This is a genomic window from Planctomicrobium mucosum, from assembly GCF_051466335.1.
Lineage (GTDB): Bacteria > Planctomycetota > Planctomycetia > Planctomycetales > Planctomycetaceae > Planctomicrobium.
Map to the genome: position 1 here is coordinate 155,966 of NZ_CP195793.1, position 22,732 is coordinate 178,697.

The 22,732-nt window shown below is 57.2% G+C and carries 15 protein-coding genes; 13 read left to right on the forward strand and 2 right to left on the reverse strand.

The features are described from left to right. The first annotated feature begins 67 nt into the window (after positions 1-67). Positions 68-5,521, forward strand: coding sequence for a DEAD/DEAH box helicase family protein (locus tag SH668x_RS00710; RefSeq protein WP_437186784.1), 5,454 nt, complete (start codon positions 68-70; stop codon positions 5,519-5,521). On the opposite strand, the gene SH668x_RS00715 is transcribed toward SH668x_RS00710, so the two are convergent. After that, on the reverse strand, positions 5,516-6,214 hold the full coding sequence (locus SH668x_RS00715) for an SOS response-associated peptidase (RefSeq protein WP_437186785.1): 699 nt from the start codon (positions 6,212-6,214) through the stop codon (positions 5,516-5,518). The two genes, SH668x_RS00710 and SH668x_RS00715, sit on opposite strands and share 6 nt — an antisense overlap. A gap of 21 nt (positions 6,215-6,235) precedes the next feature. Further along, positions 6,236-7,006, reverse strand: a complete 771-nt coding sequence (locus SH668x_RS00720; RefSeq protein WP_437186786.1) for a hypothetical protein — start codon at positions 7,004-7,006, stop codon at positions 6,236-6,238. Between the two features lie 96 nt (positions 7,007-7,102). Between SH668x_RS00720 and SH668x_RS00725 the strand changes: the two genes are divergently transcribed. From SH668x_RS00725 to SH668x_RS00780, 12 genes are all read left to right on the forward strand, one after another. Further along, a complete protein-coding gene (locus SH668x_RS00725; RefSeq protein ID WP_437186787.1) occupies positions 7,103-7,804 on the forward strand; it encodes an ImuA family protein in 702 nt (233 codons plus the stop codon). A gap of 4 nt (positions 7,805-7,808) precedes the next feature. Further along, a complete protein-coding gene (locus tag SH668x_RS00730) occupies positions 7,809-9,278 on the forward strand; it encodes a Y-family DNA polymerase (RefSeq protein ID WP_437186788.1) in 1,470 nt (489 codons plus the stop codon). A 103-nt stretch (positions 9,279-9,381) separates the two neighbouring features. Further along, complete coding sequence (locus tag SH668x_RS00735) at positions 9,382-12,582, forward strand: error-prone DNA polymerase (protein ID WP_437188593.1); 3,201 nt, start codon at positions 9,382-9,384, stop codon at positions 12,580-12,582. 144 nt (positions 12,583-12,726) lie between these two features. Further along, complete coding sequence (locus SH668x_RS00740; protein ID WP_437186789.1) at positions 12,727-13,749, forward strand: IS30 family transposase; 1,023 nt, start codon at positions 12,727-12,729, stop codon at positions 13,747-13,749. A 175-nt stretch (positions 13,750-13,924) separates the two neighbouring features. Further along, entirely contained in the window at positions 13,925-14,266 is a 342-nt protein-coding gene (locus SH668x_RS00745) for a type I restriction-modification system subunit M N-terminal domain-containing protein (protein WP_437186790.1), read from the forward strand. An 11-nt stretch (positions 14,267-14,277) separates the two neighbouring features. Continuing rightward, positions 14,278-15,522, forward strand: a complete 1,245-nt coding sequence (locus tag SH668x_RS00750) for an SAM-dependent methyltransferase (RefSeq protein WP_437186791.1) — start codon at positions 14,278-14,280, stop codon at positions 15,520-15,522. Between the two features lie 68 nt (positions 15,523-15,590). Next, positions 15,591-16,730, forward strand: a complete 1,140-nt coding sequence (locus tag SH668x_RS00755; protein ID WP_437188595.1) for a PDDEXK nuclease domain-containing protein — start codon at positions 15,591-15,593, stop codon at positions 16,728-16,730. 92 nt (positions 16,731-16,822) lie between these two features. Then, a complete protein-coding gene (locus SH668x_RS00760; protein WP_437186792.1) occupies positions 16,823-18,214 on the forward strand; it encodes a restriction endonuclease subunit S in 1,392 nt (463 codons plus the stop codon). Then, positions 18,211-18,666 carry a hypothetical protein gene (locus SH668x_RS00765; RefSeq protein ID WP_437188601.1) on the forward strand — a complete coding sequence of 152 codons (456 nt, stop codon included), beginning with the start codon at positions 18,211-18,213 and terminating at the stop codon, positions 18,664-18,666. Before SH668x_RS00760 ends, SH668x_RS00765 begins: the two co-directional genes overlap by 4 nt. 47 nt (positions 18,667-18,713) lie before the next feature. After that, the gene (locus SH668x_RS00770; protein ID WP_437188597.1) at positions 18,714-19,265 is read left to right on the forward strand and encodes a toll/interleukin-1 receptor domain-containing protein; all 552 of its coding nucleotides are present in this window, start codon (positions 18,714-18,716) and stop codon (positions 19,263-19,265) included. Between the two features lie 48 nt (positions 19,266-19,313). Then, positions 19,314-19,604: a hypothetical protein gene (locus SH668x_RS00775; RefSeq protein ID WP_437186793.1), complete on the forward strand. Its 291-nt coding sequence runs from the start codon at positions 19,314-19,316 to the stop codon at positions 19,602-19,604. 9 nt (positions 19,605-19,613) lie between these two features. Continuing rightward, complete coding sequence (locus tag SH668x_RS00780; protein ID WP_437186794.1) at positions 19,614-22,715, forward strand: HsdR family type I site-specific deoxyribonuclease; 3,102 nt, start codon at positions 19,614-19,616, stop codon at positions 22,713-22,715. The last annotated feature ends 17 nt before the right edge of the window (positions 22,716-22,732 follow it).

The following is a 22,732-nucleotide window of genomic DNA, read 5'->3' on the forward strand; positions in this document are numbered from 1 at the left end:
GGAACCAGTAGAGCATGGCTGAAGAGAGTATTCGTCATTCCAGAACGCTGAGCGGGTGCTGCTGACGATGGCCCGGAAGAGCAAATGGTGGGGCCAGCCGACGCTGTTTTCGTTGTTTGGAGCGGCAGCGGAGCCTGAGCCTGTTTCTAAGCCACCATCCAAAGCCAATCGACCTGCTTTCTCAAACTTCCCGCCATTAACATCGGAGCAAGGCGCGCATTCCGGGAAGAACAAACAGTTGCGGCTGGATTTCACTGCCAGTGCTGCTGCCAACCAGAACTCTGCTTCAACACAGAGAACACAAAGGTCACAGAGCAACGGGACGCCGACGAAACCTCACGTCCCTATTTCGAAGCCACCGCAGCAGCAGAAGCGGCTGTTCGACCTGTTTCTCAAACCGCTTGTTACTCCGAAGCCAAACAACTCGGAACAGGAGATTTTCTCAGAGAATTTCACTGCTGTTCCCGATCAGATCGCTGAACAGCCAGCACCTTCTGCCCATCAGAACCGGACAGCGCCACCCCGATCCGCAGAGATCCCGCAGCCGGGCCCAGCCAGTCTCCCTCATTCCCCGACCACCTTCACCAGTGAGAAAGCGAAGGCCCATGAACTGATCGCCGCCATCCGCACTCTGAAAACGATTGAGACAGAACAGCGACCGGCCACTGAGGAAGAACGTCACACGCTCTCAAAATTCTCCGGGTTCGGAGCGTTGGCACTCTCCATCTTCCCCAACCCGGCGACTGGCCAATACAAACACCCCAGCTGGCAGGGACTGGGCGAGGAACTGCAATCGCTGCTCACGCCCGAAGAATACGACAGCGCCAAACGGACGACGTTCAATGCGTTCTATACGTCTCCGGTGGTGATTCAGGCCATGCACCTGGCTCTGGAGCGCATGGGCATCCCCGGGAAGGCGACCATTCTGGAACCAGGGTGCGGGACCGGACGATTTCTGGAATACGGTCAGACGGATCAACATTTTGTCGGGATCGAACTCGATTCCATTTCCGGACGCATTGCCCAGGCGATCCACCCCCAACACGACATCCGGATCGAATCTTTTCGGAACACCAAATTCCCGGAAGGCCAGATCGATGCCGTCATCGGCAATGTTCCGTTCTCGGATCTCAAGCTGGATCATCACGGCCAAAAGTTCTCACTGCACGATTACTTCTTCGCCAAATCGGTGGATCTGCTCAAACCTGGGGGTGTCTTGGCCCTGGTGACATCCCACTACTCGCTCGACAAACAGAACGCGGCGATCCGGGAGTACCTGGCCGATCGGGCCGATTTCGTAGGAGCCATCCGGCTCCCGTCCGATACGTTCCGGCGGGACGGGACAGCAGTGGTCACGGATATCGTGTTCCTCCGCAAACGACCTCCCGGGGAACCCGCCAACCATATTGATCCCGACTGGCTCAGCGTGGCTCCCCTGTCGATTGAAGGAGCCGACATCTCCATCAACCGGTATTTTCACAATCACCCGGACATGGTGCTGGGGTGCTGGTCCCGGAAGAACCGGCTATATGGCGACGGTTACAGCGTCGTCTGCAACGGAGACCTGCATATTCAATTACCACGGGCGATCGGACAGCTACCCCAGTTCACTCCACTGGCTCCGTCACCGCAATCGGCCCGACCACCACCGGCGTTCATTCCGCCGCCCCAGCAACGGCATATTGATGAAGGGAGTTTCTTCATCGGTGAGAACAGGGTGATTTACCAGTCGCAGGGAGGTGAGGGGGTGCCGGTCGTCTATGGCGGCACCAGACTCTGCAGTGATGGCACACTCGTTGGCAGACGGGTGGGAGCGTTGATCAATCTCCGCGATCAGGCCCGCCGCGTGCTGCAATCCCAGAACGAGGATTGGCCGACCGAACATCGGGACGCTGCCCGGAAGGAACTCAACAAGGTCTACGACCGGTTCGTGCAGGTCTATGGCCCGATCAACAAAACGACGTTCAGCGAGACTTCGAACGGTACCTCCATCCGCCGGATGCCCAATCTCGTCAAGTTCCGCGAAGATCCGGATGCGATGCTGGTCATGTCATTGGAGGAATATGACGAACCGACCGGCAAAGCGACGAAAGCCGCCATTCTCCAGCGGGACGTCGTCGGCCGCACACCGCCGGTCACGAGGGTACAGTCAGCGGAAGAGGGCCTGTTGGTGGCGCTCAATCAACGAGGGAAAGTCGATCTGGAGTTCATCGCTTCGCTCTATGGTAAATCGGAACCGCAGATCATCGAGGAACTCGGTGACCTGATCTTTCATGATCCGGAATTGAATGAATGGCAGACATCCGATGTTTATCTCTCCGGCAACGTCCGCGAGAAGCTGAAAACCGCCGAAGCTGCCGGGATGGCCTACTTCCGTAATGTCTCCGCTCTTTCCGAAGTCCAACCCCCGGACGTTCTTCCCGGTGACATCGATGCCAACCTCGGTGCTCCCTGGATACCGGAGGAGGATCTTCAGACGTTTGCATCAGAACTGTTCAATGTCGATCCTTCCGCCGTTCCGGTTGCCCACCTGCAGAAAGACGCGGTCTGGTCGCTCGATGCCGGGTACACCGCCCTGCAGTCAGTCTCTGCCACGATTGATTTCGGAACACCCCGCGCGAACGGAACGTGGCTGCTGGAGCTGGCCCTGAACATGAAATCTCCCACGGTCTACGACACGCTGGATCAGGGAGAACGGGTCGTCAACCAGACTGAAACCCTCGCCGCCCGGGAAAAGCAGAAGCTGATCAAGGAAAAATTCCGGCAGTGGATCTTTACCGATCCCGACCGGACCGAACGCCTCGTGCGGATCTATAACGATCTCTACAACAACCTCCGCCCGCGCGTGTTCGACGGCTCCCATCTCGACTACCCCGGCATGAACGATACGGTTCAACTCCGTCCGCATCAGAACGCCGCCGTCTGGCGGGGAATGTCCAGCGGGAACACACTGCTGGCCCACTGCGTCGGAGCCGGGAAGACGTTCACCATGGCGGCCACCGGCATGAAGATGAAACAGGCCGGGTTGATCAAGAAGCCGATGTTCGTGGTCCCCAACCATCTGCTGGAGCAGTTTTCCCGGGAGTTCCTGCAGCTGTACCCGAACGCCAAGCTGCTGATCGCGGCCAAGGAGGATCTCACACGGGACAAACGCAAGTTCCTCACCGCCAGGATTGCTTCGGGCGAGTGGGACGGGATCATCGTCACGCATTCCAGCTTCGAGCGGATCGGGATGTCGCGAAACTATCAGGAGCAGTTCCTGCGGGAGCAGATCGCCGAGTACGACGCCCTGCTTTGTGAACATGCCTCTGAAAAAGGAAACCGTCGCAATCTGATCAAGACGATCGAAAAGCAGAAAGCCCAGAGGGAAGAACGCCTCAAGAACCTGCTGGCGGAAGACAAAAAGGACGATGGTCTGGTGTTTGATGAACTGGGTGTCGATCACCTGTTCATTGATGAAGCCCATTACTTCAAGAACCTCGAAACTCCCACCAAGATGGACCGCGTGGCGGGAATTCAAACGGGCGGGAGCGAACGGGCATTCGATGTCTACATGAAAGCCCGGTATCTGGATCAGTTGCATACCGGACACGGGGTGACGTTTGCCACCGGAACCCCGATCAGCAATACGATGGTCGAACTGTACACGCTCCAGAGGTTCCTTGATCCAGCCGGGCTGCGCAGCCGGGGGATCGAACATTTCGATGCCTGGGCGGCGACATTCGGGGAAGTGATTGACTCCATGGAGATCACGCCTGATGGTGCTGGCCTGCGACCACGATCAAGGTTCGCCAGGTTCACGAACCTGCCGGAACTCCAGCAGATGTTCCGGGCGTTCGCCGACGTCCAAACGGATGCGATGTTGAACCTTCCCCGTCCCACACTCAAAGGCAACAAACCCAAAGTGATCGCTTGCCCGATGTCGGACGAACAGCACGATCTGCAACAGGAACTGGTGCAGCGTTACGAACGCATCCGCAACGAGAAGATCGATCCCCGGGAGGACAACGCCCTCGCGATCACGACCGACGGCCGGAAACTGGCCACCGATGCCAGGATGCTCGATCCGGTGGCGGACGACTTCCCGGAATCCAAGATCAATCGCCTCGTGGAAACAGTCACCGAGATCTTCAACCGGACCGCCAGTTCTCGTGGGACACAGATGATCTTCGCGGACATGGGGGTCAACCCGACGGCATGGGGGTATTCGCCATACTCTGAGATCATTCGCAAGCTGACAGCATCCGGCATCCCGCGCGAGCAGATCGCCTCCATTGGTGATGCGGAATCTGATGCGAAGAAACAGGCCCTGTTCAAGAAGGTCCGGGAAGGCGCCGTTCGCGTCCTGCTGGGCAGCACCCAGAAAATGGGAACCGGCACCAACGTCCAGAAACGGCTGGCAGCCCTGCATCATCTGGACGCCCCCTGGAAACCAGCCGAGGTCGAACAGCGGGACGGTCGGATTTTGCGTCAGGGGAACGAGAACAAAGAAGTGTCGATCTACCGTTATGTGACCGAACAGAGCTTTGATGCCTACATGTGGCAGGCTCTGGAAACGAAGGCCCGGTTCATCAATCAGGTGATGACCGGCGACAATGCGATCCGCACTGCGGAAGATATTGGAGGTCAGGAACTCAGCTATGCCGAAGTGAAAGCCATCGCTTCCGGCAACCCGGCTGTGCTCACTCTGGCCGAAGCCGAGGCCGAACTGCAACGGCTGCACCTGCTCAAGAAAAGCCATCTCGATGAACAGTTCCTCGCCCGCAGGAACGTCCGCGATCTCCCCGACCTGATCAACCGCTACGCCGACCGGTTGGAGAAACTGACCGCAGACAGTTCCCGGATGAGCCACCACGACGGCGAACCGGTTACAATCAACGGAAGAACCGTTCACAAAGACGATCTGATCCCGGCGATCGCTGCCAGACTGGATACGATCCCCGCCCTGATTGCTCATCCGACAAAAATCCCGTTCGGGACTTATCACGGACTGGCGTTCGGCCTGGTCGTCGATCCCCAATTCCCGGCAGAAGCCTACCTGCAGGGAGCCATCACCCGCAAAACCCGGCTCTCCAAAGACCATCAGGGACCACGGGCCGTGCTGAACGCGGTGGAACGCCTCGCCAGCGGCTACGGAGAAGAATGCGACCAGCTGCGCCAAGACTTGACGATTGCCCAGTCCCAGCTCAAGGACTACCAGTCCCGCCTCGGCAAACCGTTCACGCTGGAAAGCTACCTGACCGAACTGACCACCCTCCGCGACCAACTCAAAACCAGCCTCTCCGCCACCAATCAGCAACTGACTGACAACGACACCGGTCCATCCTCACACGAACTCGCCCGGCAGATCAACGACCTGAAATCCTCGTTCCAGACCGAAGCCGCTCCCGAACGTCCACGTCCCACGATCATCGCCGCCGAACCCCCCGTCACAATCCGCATCCAGAAGCGCTCGACCGACCGTGGTGTTCTGTTCGCCAGTGGAGAGTTAGTTAGCCTCGCATCGTATTCTCCACTATGAAAGCCCCGGCAGCGGCGGTGTCGAGCCAGATCCCATCAGGGCGAGGCACTCAGGGCCGGTGTTCCGGACGTTGTTCACTGCCGTGGAAACCGGTTCGGCGACGAGATCGTCATCAGTCCAGGGAGTGAGCAGTTGCAGAAGTTCCCGGGGGTCCACGTCCGGATCGAGCCAGACATTCCACAGTTCTGCTGGCAGGATCACCGGCATCCGGTTGTGGAGGGGCTGCATGAGGCGGTTGGCGTCGGTGGTGATGATACCGCAGGAGTCGATTGACGGGTCGTTCTTTTCCCAGTGATCCCAGAGCCCGGCGAACGCCATCAGTTGGCCATCACGGGAATGAATATGAAACGGCTGCTTTGTTTTGCCGGGGCCGGGTTGCCATTCGTAGAACCCGGTGGTCGGGATCAGGCAGCGGCGGCGTTTCAGGTTGGCTTTGAATGTTGGTTTCTCCGCGAGCGTGTCGCTGCGGATGTTGATCATCTTTGCTCCCTGCTTGATGTCTTTCGCCCAGCCGGGGATCAGTCCCCAGCGGAACGGGGAAGCGATGCGTTCCCCGTCCTCATTGCGGATTGCCAGCACCTGTTGCGTGGGAGCAATGTTATACCGGGGCGGAAACGGCTCCGGCGCCCGGAACAGGCTGAAGAACTCCTGCAGTTCATTGGGGGTGACCCGCAGGTTGTATCTACCGCACATGGGATTGTCCGTGATGAGTGATCAGAATGGGTCGAGCAGCAGGGCACACAATTGCAGCTTCTCCCGGAGAGTTGCAGGATAATCACATTGTGAAGCCGCCTGAAGTTTGTCCCGCATTGGTTGCCAGGCTCCCCGCTGCACGCTGAACGGAAGTGGGCGCGGTTCTTTCCAGCCGTCTTCACGAAGCTGTTCCTGAAACTCGGCATCGGTCGAGAGTACCCAGTCGGCAAGCGGTTCCAGAAAGGGGCCAGCCCCTTTGGGTGGTTGTGACAGCGCCAGCACGAGGATTCCGAGTGCCATCAACACCGGTTCGTCTGATCCGACAGTGGAGACCCGCCAGCTGAGAAGCCGTCCCAGGGCCAGCATCGCTTCGGCCCCCATAGCTTCAGCGCTCGTTAAGGCACTGGCCAGTGTGGAATCGGTACTGTCATCTTCAAATGAAATGGCGGGATCGGTGTCGGCCAGCATTTTGACGGTACATGCAAACAGCCGGGTCTGATGTCCCGTCCTTCCCGAGGGGCCGGGACGATGCGGCGGCGGATTGGGGTTCTCGGGGTTGGAGTACATCGTCAGCTGCAGGACTTCCCGCAGCGGAAACGGCATGTCGGCGGGGAAGATTCCTCGTCCGGCGATGGTCTGCAGCAGCGGGAGAACTTCCTCCGCCCCCCAGCCGTAGTCGGCCATCGCAATCTCCCGCAGCTGGATGCTATCCACATGACAGCGGACGTAGTTGAACAGTTCCTGCCGTGCAGGAGGAAAGAGGGACAGCAGTTCGGCGGGTACGAAGGACATGAACAACCTGACGGCGAAGGGAATTTCCTGATTTTCCGGAACTGGGCTGGACACGTGAGTGTACGGGTGTTCATATTCTGCAAAGGAGCACTCATCATGAGCAACACTACACTGGATCAGCTGCGACACCTGCTGCAACGGGCAGGATCGCGTTGTTCTCCCAGAAAAACTGCCTCCCGGAGCGGTTCTTCAGGAACGGACTGGCTTCCCGGGCCGGAGCTGGCTCCCGGTGATGTCAGCGAGTGGATTGCCCGTGATGACGGATCGGGAGCATTGCAACTGGCACTGGCCGCTGCACAAAAAGCGGTTTCGACACCGGCCCGCTGGCTGGTGGTCGATTTCATCGGTGACCTGTTTCCGGGCGGTTGGGAGGAGGCGGGGATCAATCTGTCCCGTACGGTTTTTGTGCGAAACGTCGATACTGCTGCGGCTCTCTGGGCTGTGGAACAGGGGCTGCGTTCGCGCGGGGTGGATGTCGTCTGCTGCCGGATCGATCGGCTGACTTCTGTGATGGGACGGCGCCTGAAAATTGCAGCAGAGACCGGGAATTCGCTGTGTCTCCTGCTGCGCGGTACGGAAGCCCTGCGTGAGACCAGCAGTGCCGATCTGCGGGTGCTGGTGTCCCCAGTGCCTTCAGAAAATTGGTTTGTGCGGAGGATGGAGATGGAAGTGCTGAAGATCCGGAACGGATTCCCGGGGATGGTCGCTCAGTTGGAACTGGATGATGAGACAGGTGCTGTGCGTATGGTTTCCGAACTGGGCGATTCAGCGGCAGTATGCCGCGCGGCCGGAGCTTAGGAGAATGCCCGTAATCCTACATTCATCGCTCAGGACCCGTACCCCGCAGGTCACTGCCTGCTGTGAGCGGGCGATGAAGAGGCACGTTCGTATTGGAATGCCAGTGGCGGAAGCCCAGACGCTCGTGCGGCATTCCCTGCTGGAAGAGCATGATCCGGCAGCGGATCGGGAACAGTTGCGAACGCTCGCCTGGCAATGTCAGCGGTTCACTCCCTGTGCCGGACTGGAACCAGCCGAGCAACCGGAGTCGCTGTTTCTGGATGTGACCGGTTACGCCGCGCACTTCGGCGGGATTGAGTCACTCTGCCAGCAGGTTGCTGACGGTTTTCATCAACAGGATTATCAGGTGCGGATCGCAGTGGCGCCGACATTCGGAGCAGCATGGGGATTGGTTCACTTTCCACTCGACCAAAGAGCAAACCGCAGAAGTTCTCCCCCGGTGACGGCGATGATTGTGAATACAGGCGAACTGCAGGAACAACTGGTCCCGTTACCGGTGCAGGCTCTACGTTTACCGGCATCTGTCGTTTCTCTGCTGAAAGAATGTGGGCTCACTACAATCGGTCAGTTTCGGAACATCCCGCGTACCAGTCTGCCGTCGCGGTTCGGTCCGGAACTGTTGCAGCGGCTGGATCAGGCATTCGGTCATCTGGAAGAACTGCTGGAGCCCGATTTCCCGCCGGTCCCGGTTCGCAGTGAATTCCGGTTCGAATTTCCGCTCACCCAGCCGGGCGACGTCGAGCAAGCCCTGTGGGAACTGCTGAAGAACATCCTCAGCCAGCTGATCCAGCGGCAACGGGAAACCCTGCAGATCACTTGTGGCTGGAAGACTGAAGCCGGTGAGACGGGGACGTTCGAGATCCGTGTCTTGCGTCCGACCAGCCAGTTCGACCGGCTCCGGGAACTGCTCTTCCTGAAACTGGATACGCTGCTACTCTCAGCGGGAATTGTTGCCGTCTGGCTGGAAGCCGTTCCCTGTTCTTCCCAGGCACCAAAGCGAAAGACACTGTTCGACGACGAAGGGCCGGGGTATGCCGAGTTTCTGCAACTGATCGAACGGCTCAGCAGCCGACTGGGGGAACAGGCGGTTGTTCGTTATCAACAGATTGCCGAACCATTGCCGGAACGCTCCTGCATCGCCGAGCCGTGGCTGACGACCTCACAGGAACCTGCCGACAACACTGCAACACCTGTTCAGAGAATTCCCAGGTGTCCCCTTCGCCTGCTGCCCGAGCCGGTTCGGCTAAGGGTGGTCATTCAATCAACTGGTGGCGGTTTGCTGCGGTTCCGCTGGCAGGGGGAAGAACAGATTGTCTCACAGCTGCATGGCCCGGAACGGCTCATTACCGGCTGGTGGCGATCGGAAATGGTCCGCCGCGATTACTACCGGATCGAAACCACAACCGGGACGAGGTTCTGGCTGTTCCGCGAGCAACCCACGGGACACTGGTTTTTACAGGGAGTGTTTGAGTGACAGGGAAGCTGATTCTTTATTCGAAACCTGCAGCCAATTCATGCCTGATCCCCCTCCATTTCTGAAACCGGTCCGCCCGTTGCCGCATGCTCCGCCCTCGCTGATGACGGTCACGGGTTCTTCTTATGCCGAGATCCACTGTAAATCGAATTTCTCGTTTCTGGAGGGAGCCTCCCATCCGGATGAACTGGTTCAGCGGGCTGTGGAGCTCGGCTATACCGCACTCGCCGTGACAGACCGGAACACGCTGGCGGGAGTTGTCCGCGCGCATGTCGCAGCCAAAGCGGTCGGACTGAAGCTGCTGATCGGGGCCGAGATCACCCCTGTCGACGGTCTGCCGGTTGTCCTGCTGGCAATGGACCGGTCCGGTTATGGAGGGTTGTCGACACTCATCACCCACGGCCGCCGGAATGCTCCCAAAGGAGAATGCCGACTGACTCTGGAGGACATTGCCCATCATGGCGAGGGGTTGATTGCCGCTGTTGTTCCAAAGCAGGAACACCTGCCGTCGCTGCATCTCTATCGTGACGCCTTTGGTGATCGGGCCTCCCTGCTGGCTGAGCTGCACTGCGGGCGGGATGATGACCGCCAGTTGAACGATCTGAAACAATTGTCCCGGCAGTCCGGGCTCCCACTGGTGGCCGCCAATGACGTCCATTATCACACTCCGGCACGACAGCCACTGCAGGATGTGCTGACCGCCATCCGGCATCGCTGTACGGTTGCCGAACTGGGAGAGCGGCGGTTCGTCAACGCCGAACGGCATCTCAAGTCACCGGCGCAGATGCGATTGCTGTTTCAGAGTTGCCCGGAGTCGATAGAACGGACACTCGAGATCGCCTCCCGTTGTTCGTTCTCGCTGGATGAGCTGAAATACGAATACCCGCACGAACTCTGTCCGGATGGGACAACCCCACTGGAGCATCTGCATCAGCTCACCTGGGCAGGTGCGAGTAATCGCTATCCTGGCGGCATTCCCGCGAAGATTCACCAGACGATCGAGCATGAACTGAACCTCATCAGCGAACTGCGGTATGAAGCCTATTTCCTGACTGTCTGGGATCTGGTGCGGTTTGCACGCAGCAAAGGGATTCTCTGTCAGGGACGGGGTTCCGCTGCCAACTCGGCGGTCTGTTACTGTCTGGGAGTGACATCCGTCGACCCGAAGGAAATCGATCTGCTCTTCGAGCGGTTCATCTCAAAGGAACGGGGAGAAGCTCCGGATATCGATATCGACTTCGAACACGAACGCCGGGAAGAAGTTATTCAGTATGTCTATGACAAATACGGCCGTGACCGGGCCGGGATGACCGCCACGCTGATCACCTATCGTCCCCGATCCGCCATTCGGGATGTTGGCAAGGCACTGGGGCTGTCACTCGACAAGGTCGACCGGCTGGCGAAGAACCTTGACCATTTCGGCAGCAGCGAACAACTGGCTGGACGGCTGCGGGAAGCAGGGCTGGATGTGCAGTCCCGTCTTGGTCGGCAACTCTTGTATCTCACCACGGAACTGCTGGGGTTCCCCCGGCATCTCTCCCAGCATGTGGGCGGGATGGTGATGACACAGGGGCCGCTGCATGAACTGGTCCCGATTGAGAATGCCTCCATGCCGGGACGCACGGTGATCGAATGGGACAAGGACGATCTTGATGCCCTCGGACTCCTGAAGGTCGATTGCCTGTCGCTGGGAATGCTGACCGCCATCCGGAAAACCTTTGATTTGGTGGAAAGACATTATGGAAGCACGTTAACACTGGCCACAATTCCCCAGGATGACCCGCTTGTATACAGGATGATTCAGCGGGCCGACACGGTCGGAGTGTTCCAGATCGAGAGCCGGGCCCAGATGAGCATGCTTCCCCGGCTCAAACCGGAGAAGTTCTACGATCTGGTCATCGAAGTGGCGATCGTCCGTCCCGGTCCCATTCAGGGGGATATGGTTCATCCGTATTTACGACGACGGCGGGGCGAGGAGGAAGAGACTTATCCTGATGACAAGATCAAAGCGGTTCTCCACAAAACGCTCGGTGTTCCATTGTTTCAGGAACAGGCGATGAAGCTGGCGATTGTCGCGGCCGGGTTCACCCCGGGGGAAGCGGACCAGCTACGACGGGCCATGGCTGCCTGGAAACGGAAAGGGGGTCTGGAACCGTTCCGGATCAAGCTGATCGAAGGGATGAAACAGAACGGCTATGACCCAGAGTTTGCGGAGCGGCTCTACAAGCAGATCTGCGGGTTCGGAGAGTACGGGTTCCCGGAATCGCACTCCGCCAGCTTTGCCCTGCTGGCGTATGTCTCCGCCTGGTTGAAATATCACTATCCGGCCGCATTCACAGCCTCTTTAATCAACAGCCAGCCAATGGGGTTCTACGGCCCCGCCCAGCTTGTTGAAGACGCCCGCAAACACCATGTCCCCGTTCTGCCGGTCGACATCAACCATAGCGACTGGGACTGCACACTGGAATCTGTCGGTTTGAACAAATTCCCTTCATCCTCTCTCCGTGATCTCTGTGCCTCTGTGTTTGCAGACTCTTCACCAGATGGAGTGAAACACAGAGAAACGGAGGGCACAGGGGGCGAAAATGATGAGCAACGATTTTCGTTACGACTGGGTTTGCGGATGGTGGCCGGGATCTCCGAAGCCGCTGCCCGAAAGATCATGCTGGCGCGGCAGCAGGGACGATTCCGGTCGATGGAGGATTTCGTTCAACGAACGGGGTTGCCGCGTAGCGTTATCATCAAGCTGTCGCGGGCGGATGCATTCGGTTCACTGTCCCTCAGTCGCCGGGCTGCGCTATGGAATGCCCTGCCGCAACAGGAATCTGGCGATCTCCTGCATGCCGCCGATCCGACAGAACCGCCAGTCATCCTGCCGACATTGGCGCCGTTCGAGGAGGTGACCGCCGATTACCAGACCACTGGCCTGTCACTGAAAGCCCATCCGATCAGCTTCCTGCGGGAACAGATCGGGAACCGGGGAGCGGTCCGGGCTGTGGATCTGCAGGAGATTGCTGACGGGATGCTCGTCAAAATCGCCGGACTGGTCCTGCTGCGCCAGCGACCGGGAACAGCGAAGGGGGTGACGTTCATGACCATCGAAGATGAAACCGATCAGGCCAACCTCGTCGTCTGGCAGAACACCTGGGAACGGTTCCGCCGCATCGCCCGCCACTCCGCAGCCCTGCTGGTCACCGGAAAAATCCAGAAGGCGGAAGGAGTGATCCACGTGGTCGTCACCCGCATGCAGGACCTGACCGAACAACTCGCCGCCATCCCCAATCACTCCCGCGACTTCCGGTGAGATATCAAACCCCTGCCCCGGCGGTCTGATTTTTCAGAATCTTTATTATCACTTTATATGGAAATTGAGTGTGGAATCAAAAATGAAGTGCGACTTTCGTTGATTTATGCCCTTCTTGGAGGGGTTTAGAAAGGAGAAAGCTGTATGAAAAAAAGTTACTGTCATTTGAGTCTGGACGAGCGCCGAACCATCTTCAAGTTGCTGGAAGCCGGCAAGAGCAAGGCCGAGATCGCGGATATCCTAGGCCGTCACCGTTCGACACTGTTTCGCGAGATCCGCCGCAACAGTTTTTACCATGAGGATCATTTCAACAACGGATATTTCCATGTCAATGCGCACGACATGGCTGCCGCGCGCCGTGAAAAGCAGCGCAAGCTGCTTCGGCATCCGCAGCTCAGGGCGTACGTTATTCAAAGACTGCGGGATTTGTGGTCGCCCGACCAGATTTCGGGCCATCTCCGGCGTCTGGGCGTCCGTGATTTTTACGCATCTCATGAGACGATCTACGCCTTCATCTACAGTGCCGACGGTCGCTCCCTGAATCTGTACCGATATCTGAAGCGATGCTTCAAGAACCGCCGCAAGAGGTTTCGCAGGCAGCCTCGCTGGCATCGGGGCATTCCCGAGCACATGGGCATCTCGCACAGGCCCTCCATCGTCAAGGATCGAAACGACTTCGGGCACTGGGAAGGTGACCTGATGATCTTCCGGAAAGACTATGGCGAGGCCAATGTCACGTGTCTGGTCGAGCGCAAGAGCCGGTATTGCGTGATCATCAAAAATCCGCACCGCAAATCGGTGACTGTGATGGGCCAGATCAGGGACTATCTGAGCGCCCTTCCCCGCCATTCACGACAATCTGTCACATTCGATCGTGGGCCGGAGTTCAGCGCATGGGGCATGCTGGAGGGTCATGTCAGGCATGGCAGCTACTATTGCGATCCGCAGGCACCGTGGCAGAAAGGAACGAACGAGAACACCAACGGAAGGCTTCGCCGCTACCTGCCGGGTGACACGAACATCAACGAGCTGAGTACGCACGATCTGCGTGCGATCAGCCAGCACGTCAACCACATGCCGCGCAAATGCCTCGATTATAGAACACCTCATGAGGTGTTCTATAATCATGTACATCAGAGCCAGGAGCTGGCATCATGCTTGCAATAAACCGTCGCACTTCAATCTGATCCCAGAGAGGGCGCTTTCGATTTCCAGGCCGGATCTTCAAATCATCTCAGCGAACAGACATTTCAGTCTCCTGAACTGGGAATGCTTGATCTTTTTTCATATCCTGTTCGCTTGAACACATCCTCTTGGAATTCAGCGATCTCACTCGGGCGACATGGCGAAAAAGCGTTCATCCCAGCAGAGCAATGGGGCCAATCTCGGATTTGAAGAAAAGCTGTGGGCTGCTGCCGACAAACTTCGTGGGCATATGGATGCTGCGGAGTACAAGCACGTCGTCCTCGGGCTGGTCTTCCTGAAGTACATTTCAGATGCTTTTCAGGAACTGCACGACAAACTGAAAGACGACGAATACTCCGATGCCGAGGACCGGGATGAATACGTCGCTGAAAACGTCTTCTGGGTGCCCAAGGATGCCCGCTGGTCGTTCATTCAACAGCACGCCAAATCCGGTTACGTCGCAAGAAATCCGGCAAGCGGCGCGACGTCGGCCAGTTGATCGACGATGCGATGACGTCAATTGAGAAAGACAACCCCACCCTCAAGGGGGTGCTTCCCAAGGATTACGGCCGCGCCTCACTCGACAAGCAGCGTCTCGGCGAATTGATCGATCTGGTCGGAACGATTGGATTGGGAGATGCCGAAAGCCGTAGCCAGGACGTTCTTGGCCGTGTCTATGAATACTTTCTCGGCAAGTTCGCCAATGCGGAAGGCAAAGGGGGCGGCGAGTTCTATACCCCGCAGTCGGTCGTGAAGCTGCTGGTCGAGATGATCGAGCCGTACAAAGGCCGGATCTACGACCCCTGCTGCGGTTCCGGCGGGATGTTCGTGCAGAGTGAAAAGTTCGTGCTGGCACACGGCGGTCGGATTGGCGACCTCTCCATCTACGGCCAGGAGAGCAACAACACGACATGGCGGCTGTGCAAGATGAACCTCGCCATTCGCGGGATCGACAGCAATATCGGGCCGCACAATGCCGACACCTTTCACAACGATCTGCATAAGGATCTCAAGGCGGACTTCATTCTCGCCAATCCCCCGTTCAACATCAGCGACTGGGGCGGCGACCGGCTTCGTGAGGATGCCCGGTGGAAGTACGGCATTCCTCCGGTGGGCAATGCCAACTATGGCTGGGTCCAGCACATGGTCTACAAGCTCGCTCCCAGCGGAATTGCGGGTTTTGTGCTGGCCAATGGTTCCATGAGCAGTAATCAGTCCGGCGAAGGGGAAATCCGCCGCCAGTTGATCGAAGCGGACCTTGTCGATTGCATGATCGCCCTCCCCGGCCAGCTCTTTTACACCACTCAGATTCCTGTTTGTCTCTGGTTTCTGGCCCGGAACAAGAAGAACGGAAAATTCCGGGACCGTCGGGGCGAGACCCTGTTCATCGATGCCCGTAAGCTCGGTGCATTGGTCGACCGCACCCATCGCGAGCTTTCTGAAGAAGACATCAGCCGCATTGCCCAGACGTACCATGCCTGGCGCGGCGAGAAAGGAGCTGGCAAGTACGCGGACATCGCTGGGTTCAGCAAAAGTGCGACCCGCGAAGAAATCGAATCCCACGGACATGTCCTCACTCCCGGCCGATACGTTGGGGCTGCCGAAACCGAAGACGATGACGACATGCCGTTCGATCAGCGGATGGAACAACTCACCGCCACTTTAAAGTCACAGTTCGCGGAATCAGCGAAGCTGGAGAAGAAGATCCTCAAAAATCTGGCCAGCCTCGGATTCACCGGCAAGGAGTTGCCGTGACCAAGAAGCGGGCCACCAAGACACGCAACGACTCCCGGCGATCGCTCGGCAAAGCGAAGCCGCAGGCGATGATTCCTGTTCCCCCTCCGCGCAGTGAGCTGTCCGGGTACTATGGGCATCTGCTTGAAGAGTTGAAGCAGCGGATCGCCACCGAGCGGGTGCGTGTGGTTCTCGCTGCCAATTCCGCGATGGTGCTGCTGTATTGGGACATCGGTCAAACGATCCTGCAGCGACAGGCCCACGAAGGCTGGGGAGCCAAGGTCATCGACCGGCTCTCTGCTGATCTCCGGGAGGCATTTCCCGACATGTCCGGCCTCTCTTCGCGAAACCTCAAATACATGCGGGCATTCGCCGAAGCCTGGCACGACAGGGCAATTGTGCAGCAGGTTGCTGCACAAATTCCATGGTTTCACAACTGCATCCTGCTCGACAAACTTCCAGATACCGAAACTCGACTCTGGTACGCTCGAAAGACTATCGAAAATGGCTGGTCGCGGAACATTCTTGCGATGCAGATCAGCAGCCAGCTGCATCGACGGTCTGGCAAGGCGATCAACAATTTCAACGCCGTTCTCCCCTTGCCTGACAGCGATCTGGCGACTCAGGTCTTCAAAGATCCCTATCTGTTCGACTTTCTGGGAACGGCCGATCCCCACCGGGAACGTGAAGTTGAACAGGCTCTGATCGATCATCTGGAAAAGTTCCTGTTAGAACTTGGCCAAGGGTTCGCCTTTGTTGGTCGACAGGTTCCGTTGGAAGTCGGCGGTCAGGATTTTCTGATCGATCTACTGTTCTACCACCTGCGGCTGCGGTGCTTCGTCGTCGTAGAACTCAAGGCGGTACCGTTCGATCCTGCGTTTGTTGGCCAGTTGAATCTGTACCTGTCCGCTGTCGATGATCTGCTCCGCCACCCGGACGACAACCCAACGATCGGCCTGTTGTTGTGCCAGGGGAAAGACCGGCTGGTGGTCGAATACGCCCTGCGCGGCCTGCAGCAACCGCTGGGAGTCGCTGACTGGGAAGCCCAGGTCGTTGATCACCTGCCGGAAAAACTCCGGGGGACACTCCCGACTGTCGAACAAATCGAAGCCGAACTCGGCACCCCGGAAACCACAACCCCGCCCTCAATTCGAAAATCACGTGGCGGCCGGGGGGCGAAGAAAAAGACTGTGAAGAAGCTGAAAGGAAAGAATCACAAGGATGACTGACGGTCGCTTTCATCAAGGGGAGGAGCGAATCTCCACGGCAAGCAGCCGTCGGAGCGTGGCAGTGCGTTGCCTCAGTTCGATGGAGGTGATGCATGGCAAATAACCGCGAGGCAACATTTCAGGAATTGATTGACGAAGGATGTCTCGAAATCGGAGATGGGTATCGAGCGAAGAATAACGAACTCGGCGGAACTGGGCCGATTTTTCTCCGGGCGGGACACGTCAGCGATACTCACATTGACTTCGCGGGCGTCGAACGATTCCATGAAACGCTACGCAATCGGCTTGGCCCAAAGTTCGCCATACCCGGTGATACGATTATCACAACCAAAGGAAACAGTACTGGTAGAACATCGTTCGTGACGGAGCGGATGCCCGAGTTCGTCTACTCGCCTCATCTTTCCTATTGGCGTTCTCGCAATCAGAAAGTCATTTGCAACGGCTTTCTCCGCTATTGGTCTCGAGGATCAGAGTTCATCTCGCAACTTCGCGGGATGTCGGCGTCGACGGACATGGCTCCTTATTTGAGCCTGACTGACCAGCGTCGACTTCGCATCAGTCTTCCGTCAATTGCTCGTCAAGAACGTATCGCCGACATCCTCGGCACGTTTGACGACAAGATCGAGTTGAACCGGCGGATGAATGAAACGCTGGAGGCGATGGCGCGGCGGCTGTTCCGCAGCTGGTTCGTCGACTTCGACCCCGTTCACGCCAAAGCCGCCCTGCGCCAGAAACACCCCAAACTCAGCAACACCGACCTCTCCCGCCGCGCCCTCCCGAACATGTCCCCCGAAATCGCCGAACTCTTCCCGGATGGGTTCGAGGATTCGGCACTCGGCAAGATTCCGAAGGGGTGGAAGGTTAAACTTTTAGACGACCTTGTTGAACTGGCCATCGGCGGCGACTGGGGAAGAGATTCCCTGAGTGAAGAGTTCTCCGAAGCTGTGTCATGCATCCGAGGTGCTGATATCCCGGATCTTCAATCTGGTGGCCTCGGTAAGATGCCAACTCGTTTTCTAAAACCGTCAAGTGTCGCGAAACGCGGAATGCGGGTAGGCGACATTGCATTCGAAGTTTCTGGCGGCAGTCCTACGCAGTCAACTGGCCGTCCGGTGCTTGTGACGCAACGGCTATTGAAATCACTCTCCGGACCGCTGACTTGTTCAAACTTCTGCCGGTTGATCCGCCTCTCTGACCCAGGATCTGCGAGATTCTTGTACTACTATTTGCGTTATCTCTACAACGCTGAAGAATTTCTTCAGTACGAAAATGGTACAACCGGTATCAAGAATTTTGCGTTCACAACCTTCTGCTCACTCCATCCGTTTATCGTAGGAGACGCTAATCTTTTAACTGCGTTTGATACGATTGCAGCCCCTTGGTTGACGAGACGTGACGACAACGGCCTTGAAATGCGTCAACAATCGGAAATCCGAGACAAGCTTCTTCCCCGACTTCTTTCGGGAGAACTGGCAACGGTATGAACGATCCGAGCAAGAGAGCACACAAGCTGCCGGCCAAGCTGGAGAAGATTCTGGCGTCCCTGTCCGTTTACTTCGGGCAGAAGGGCAAAGAACTGCTTCAAAAGCTGATTGTCAATTCCCGCTACTACGTGGAAGAAGAGACTGGCTACGACAACTGGAATAATGGTCAGTGGTATCACACCGTTCACTTTCAGGTCCCTACTGCGATCTACTTCGACATCTTCGACGAACTGTCGGAAGTGGCCGAGGAAATCAAAGTTGGAATCGGAAAATTGAATTCTGTAGACGACGAGTTCATCGAAGCGGTTCGACTGGAAGTAGACGACGGCCCGTCGCTGGAAGGCTGGCGGGAAAAATCAGGAGTGTTCCTACGGGACGTCCCCTCACAACCACTGCCTCCGAGAACGATCTCGAACGGATTTGGGAACCCGGTCTTCTGCGAGTCTTCCTGAGCCACAAATCCGCTTTCAAGAAGGAAACTGCGGAGCTGAAACGTTCGCTGCGGAATTTTGGCGTGACATGCTTCGTTGCCCATGAGGACATTCAGCCCAGCCAGGAATGGCAGAAAGAGATTGAGAAGGCTCTCTTCAGCATGCATGTCCTTGTGCCATTGTTGACGGAAACTTTCCATGAAAGCAACTGGACCGACCAGGAAATCGGCGTCGCCATCGGCCGCGATGTCCCGGTGATTTCAGTGAGAGTCGGAACTGACCCGTATGGGTTCATCGGCAAATACCAGGCGATTCAAGGTCTTGGAAAGACCGTTCCTCAACTGGCAGAAGAGCTATGGAAACTGTTTCTCGGGCACAAACTCCTCGCGGATAACGCCAGGGAAGGTCTCATCAACAACTTTTGCAGTGCAGCCAGCTTCGAAGATGGGAATGCAAAAATGCAGATGCTTTCCACATATCTTGACGCCGCATCTCCCGCGCAGATTGCACGAATGGAGGCAGCCGTCAAGGAGAATTATGAGTTGGAAAATGCATTCAAAGTTCAGTCACAGTTTCCGGTGTTCATTGCCAGAATGAAAGCCTTGATGAAGCAGCAATGACAGTATTATTCCTCCCTGTAACGTTTTTCAAAAGTTGACTATCACACCATGCCCAAAGAAATCAAAGTTAAAAAGTCGTTCGGAAGTGTTCGGGTGGACCATTTCAGCCCGAAAGTTCCTGACGGAATGCCGAAGGCACTGAACGTCCATATTAGTTTCGAAGAGGCCATGCGGCTGCATCTCGGTCTCGGACAGGCGCTTGCCAAGCTCAACAGCTATGACCGCTCAACCAAGGAAGGCAAGAAATCGGCTGTGAACCTGTGTGTCTATCTGCAGGCAGGCCGGATCACGATCAATGAAGGGACTGTGCAGAACAGTTCAAAGCCGGAAGTCGAGTGAAGGTTGAGCATGAGTGGGCGTTTCACTGAATCCGTCGTCGAAGAAGCCGTTCTCGAATGGGCTGGGAGCCTGGGCTATGCCGTGCTTCACGGGCCGGAGATCGCGCCGGGGGAACCGGCAGCGGAGCGGGAAGCGTTCGGGGATGTGGTGCTCGTTGGGCGGTTGCGGGAGGCGATTGAACGGCTCAACCCGAAGGTTCCAGCCGGGGCACAGGACGAGGCTCTGCGGCGCGTTTTGAGAACCGAAACTCCAAGCCTGATCGAGAACAACCGGCAGTTTCACAGGCTGCTGGTCGATGGCATCGACGTTGAGTATCAGGCCGATGGCCGCACGGTGCATGACAAGGTCTGGCTGATCGATTTCTCCAATCCCGACAACAACGACTGGCTGGCGGTCAATCAGTTTTCCATCACTGAAGACAAACACACCCGCAGACCGGACGTCTTGCTGTTCGTCAACGGTCTGCCGCTGGTGGTGATCGAACTGAAGAACGCAGCCGATGAGAACGCCACCACGAAGAAGGCGTTCGATCAGCTTCAGACCTACAAGCTGCAACTGTCGACGCTGATGACGTACAACGTCTGTCTCGTCGCCAGCGACGGCATCACCGCCCGGGTCGGGACACTCTCCGGTGGTTGGGACCGGTTCATGCCCTGGCGGACCACCGACGGGGAAGAGATTGCCCATAAAGGGAAGCCGGAACTGGACGTCCTCATTCAGGGTGTCTTTGAAAAATCCCGGTTGCTGGACCTGATCCAGCATTTCATTGTCTTCGAAGATGACGGCAGCACGATCATCAAGAAGATGGCGGGATATCACCAGTTCCACGCTGTGAACAAAGCCGTCGATTGCACGGTGAAGGCGATTTCCCCCAAGGGGGACCGCCGGGTCGGGGTCGTCTGGCATACGCAGGGGAGCGGAAAAAGCCTGACAATGGCATTCTACGCGGGCAAGGTGATTCGTCACCCCAAGATGCAGAACCCCACGCTGGTGGTGATCACTGACCGGAACGATCTGGACGACCAGTTGTTCGGCACGTTCGCCAGTTGCCATGACCTGCTCCGTCAGAAACCTGTTCAGGCGGAAAACCGGGATCAGGTCAAAGACCTGTTGCAGGTCGCTTCGGGAGGCGTCGTCTTTACCACGCTCCAGAAGTTCGCCCCGGACCCGGGAGCCTCCTATCCGGAACTGACCGATCGGCGGAATATCGTCGTGCTCGCGGACGAAGCCCACCGCAGCCAGTACGGACACTATGCAAAAGCCAAGAAAACCGGCGAGATCAGCTATGGCTTCAGCAAGCACTTGCGGGACGCCCTGCCGAATGCATCCTATCTGGGTTTCACCGGGACTCCGATCGAACTGGGAGACAAGAACACCAAGGCGGTCTTCGGCGATTACATCGACATCTATGACATCAGCCGGGCGGTCGAAGATGGAGCGACCGTCAAAATCTACTACGAAGGGCGACTGGCCAAGCTCGAACTGACGGAAAAAGAACGCCCAAAAATTGATGAAGCGTTCGAAGAAGTGACTGAGGGGGAGGAACAGTCATCCAAAGAGAAGCTGAAGACCAAATGGGCGGCACTGGAAGCTTTGGTCGGCAGCGAAAAACGAATCAAGCTGGTGGCGCAGGACATCGTCAAACACTGGGACGAGCGCCTGTCCTCCATGGACGGCAAAGCGATGATCGTCTGCATGAGTCGACGAATTTGTGTCGAACTCTACAAGGAGTTGATCGCCCTCCGTCCGGAATGGCACAGCGATAAGGACGAGGACGGTGTTCTGAAAGTCGTCATGACAGGTCAGGCAAGCGATCCGGTCGACTGGCAGCAGCACATTCGCCCCAAACGTGGCCGGGAGGAGATGGCCAAGCGGCTCAAGAAAGCTGCTGATCCTCTGAAACTGGTGATTGTCCGTGACATGTGGTTGACCGGCTTTGATGCCCCCTGCATGCACACGATGTATGTCGACAAACCGATGAGCGGTCACAACCTGATGCAGGCGATTGCCCGCGTCAATCGGGTCTTCAAAAACAAGCCCGGTGGATTGATTGTCGACTATCTCGGACTGGCGACCGAACTGAAAAAGGCCTTGGCTCAATACACCAAGGCAGACAGGGACGACACGGGAATTCCAATTGAGCAGGCCCTTGAAGTGCTCTTGGAGAAATACGAAATCGTCCAGGGGATCTTGCACGGGTTCGACTATTCGCTGTTCTTTACCGGCACGGCTGCCCAGCGAGTCTCTGTCATTCCCGAAGCCATGGATTTCATTCTGCAATTGGACGATGGGAAGCAGCGGTTCATGCAGGGGGTGACGGAACTATCTAAGGCCTATGCCCTCGTCGCCACGCATGACGAAGCCGTAAAACTCCGTGAGGAAATTGCGTTCTTCCAATGCCTGCGGGCACAGTTCGCCAAGCTGGGGGGCACCGGTGATGGGGGCGGTTCCTCAAAGGAGGATCTCGACGCAGCGGTGCGACAGATCATTTCGAAGTCGATCGCTTCCGATGAAGTTATTGACATTTTCGCTGCTGCCGGGATGGACAGGCCGGATATCTCCATCCTGTCAGATGAATTTCTGGCGGAAGTCCGGGATATGCCGCATCGAAATCTGGCCTTGGAGGTGCTACGCAAGCTGCTCAACGACGAGATCAAGGCCCGTTCCCGGAAAAATCTGGTGCAATCCCGATCCTTCGCGGAGATGCTCGACAAGACCATTAAGAAATATCAGAACCGATCCATCGACGCCGCCGAGGTCATTGCCGAACTGGTCGAGCTGGCAAAAGAGATGCGGGAGGCTGCGAAACGCGGAGAGGCACTCGGCCTGACGGACGATGAAGAGGCGTTCTACGAAGCTCTGGAAGTCAACGACAGTGCTGTTGCAGTTCTCGGCGACAAGGCCCTGTGTGCCATCGCCCGTGAGCTGGTCGATATGGTCCGTCGTAACGTGACCATTGACTGGACGGTGAAAGACAGCGTCCGGGCGAAACTCCGGGTGATGGTGAAAAAGATCCTCAAGAAATACGGCTATCCGCCGGACAAACAGGCCCAGGCAACCGAAACCGTGTTGAAGCAGGCCGAACTCCTCTGTGCCGACTGGGCTGCATGAATGAATCTGCAGAGAGC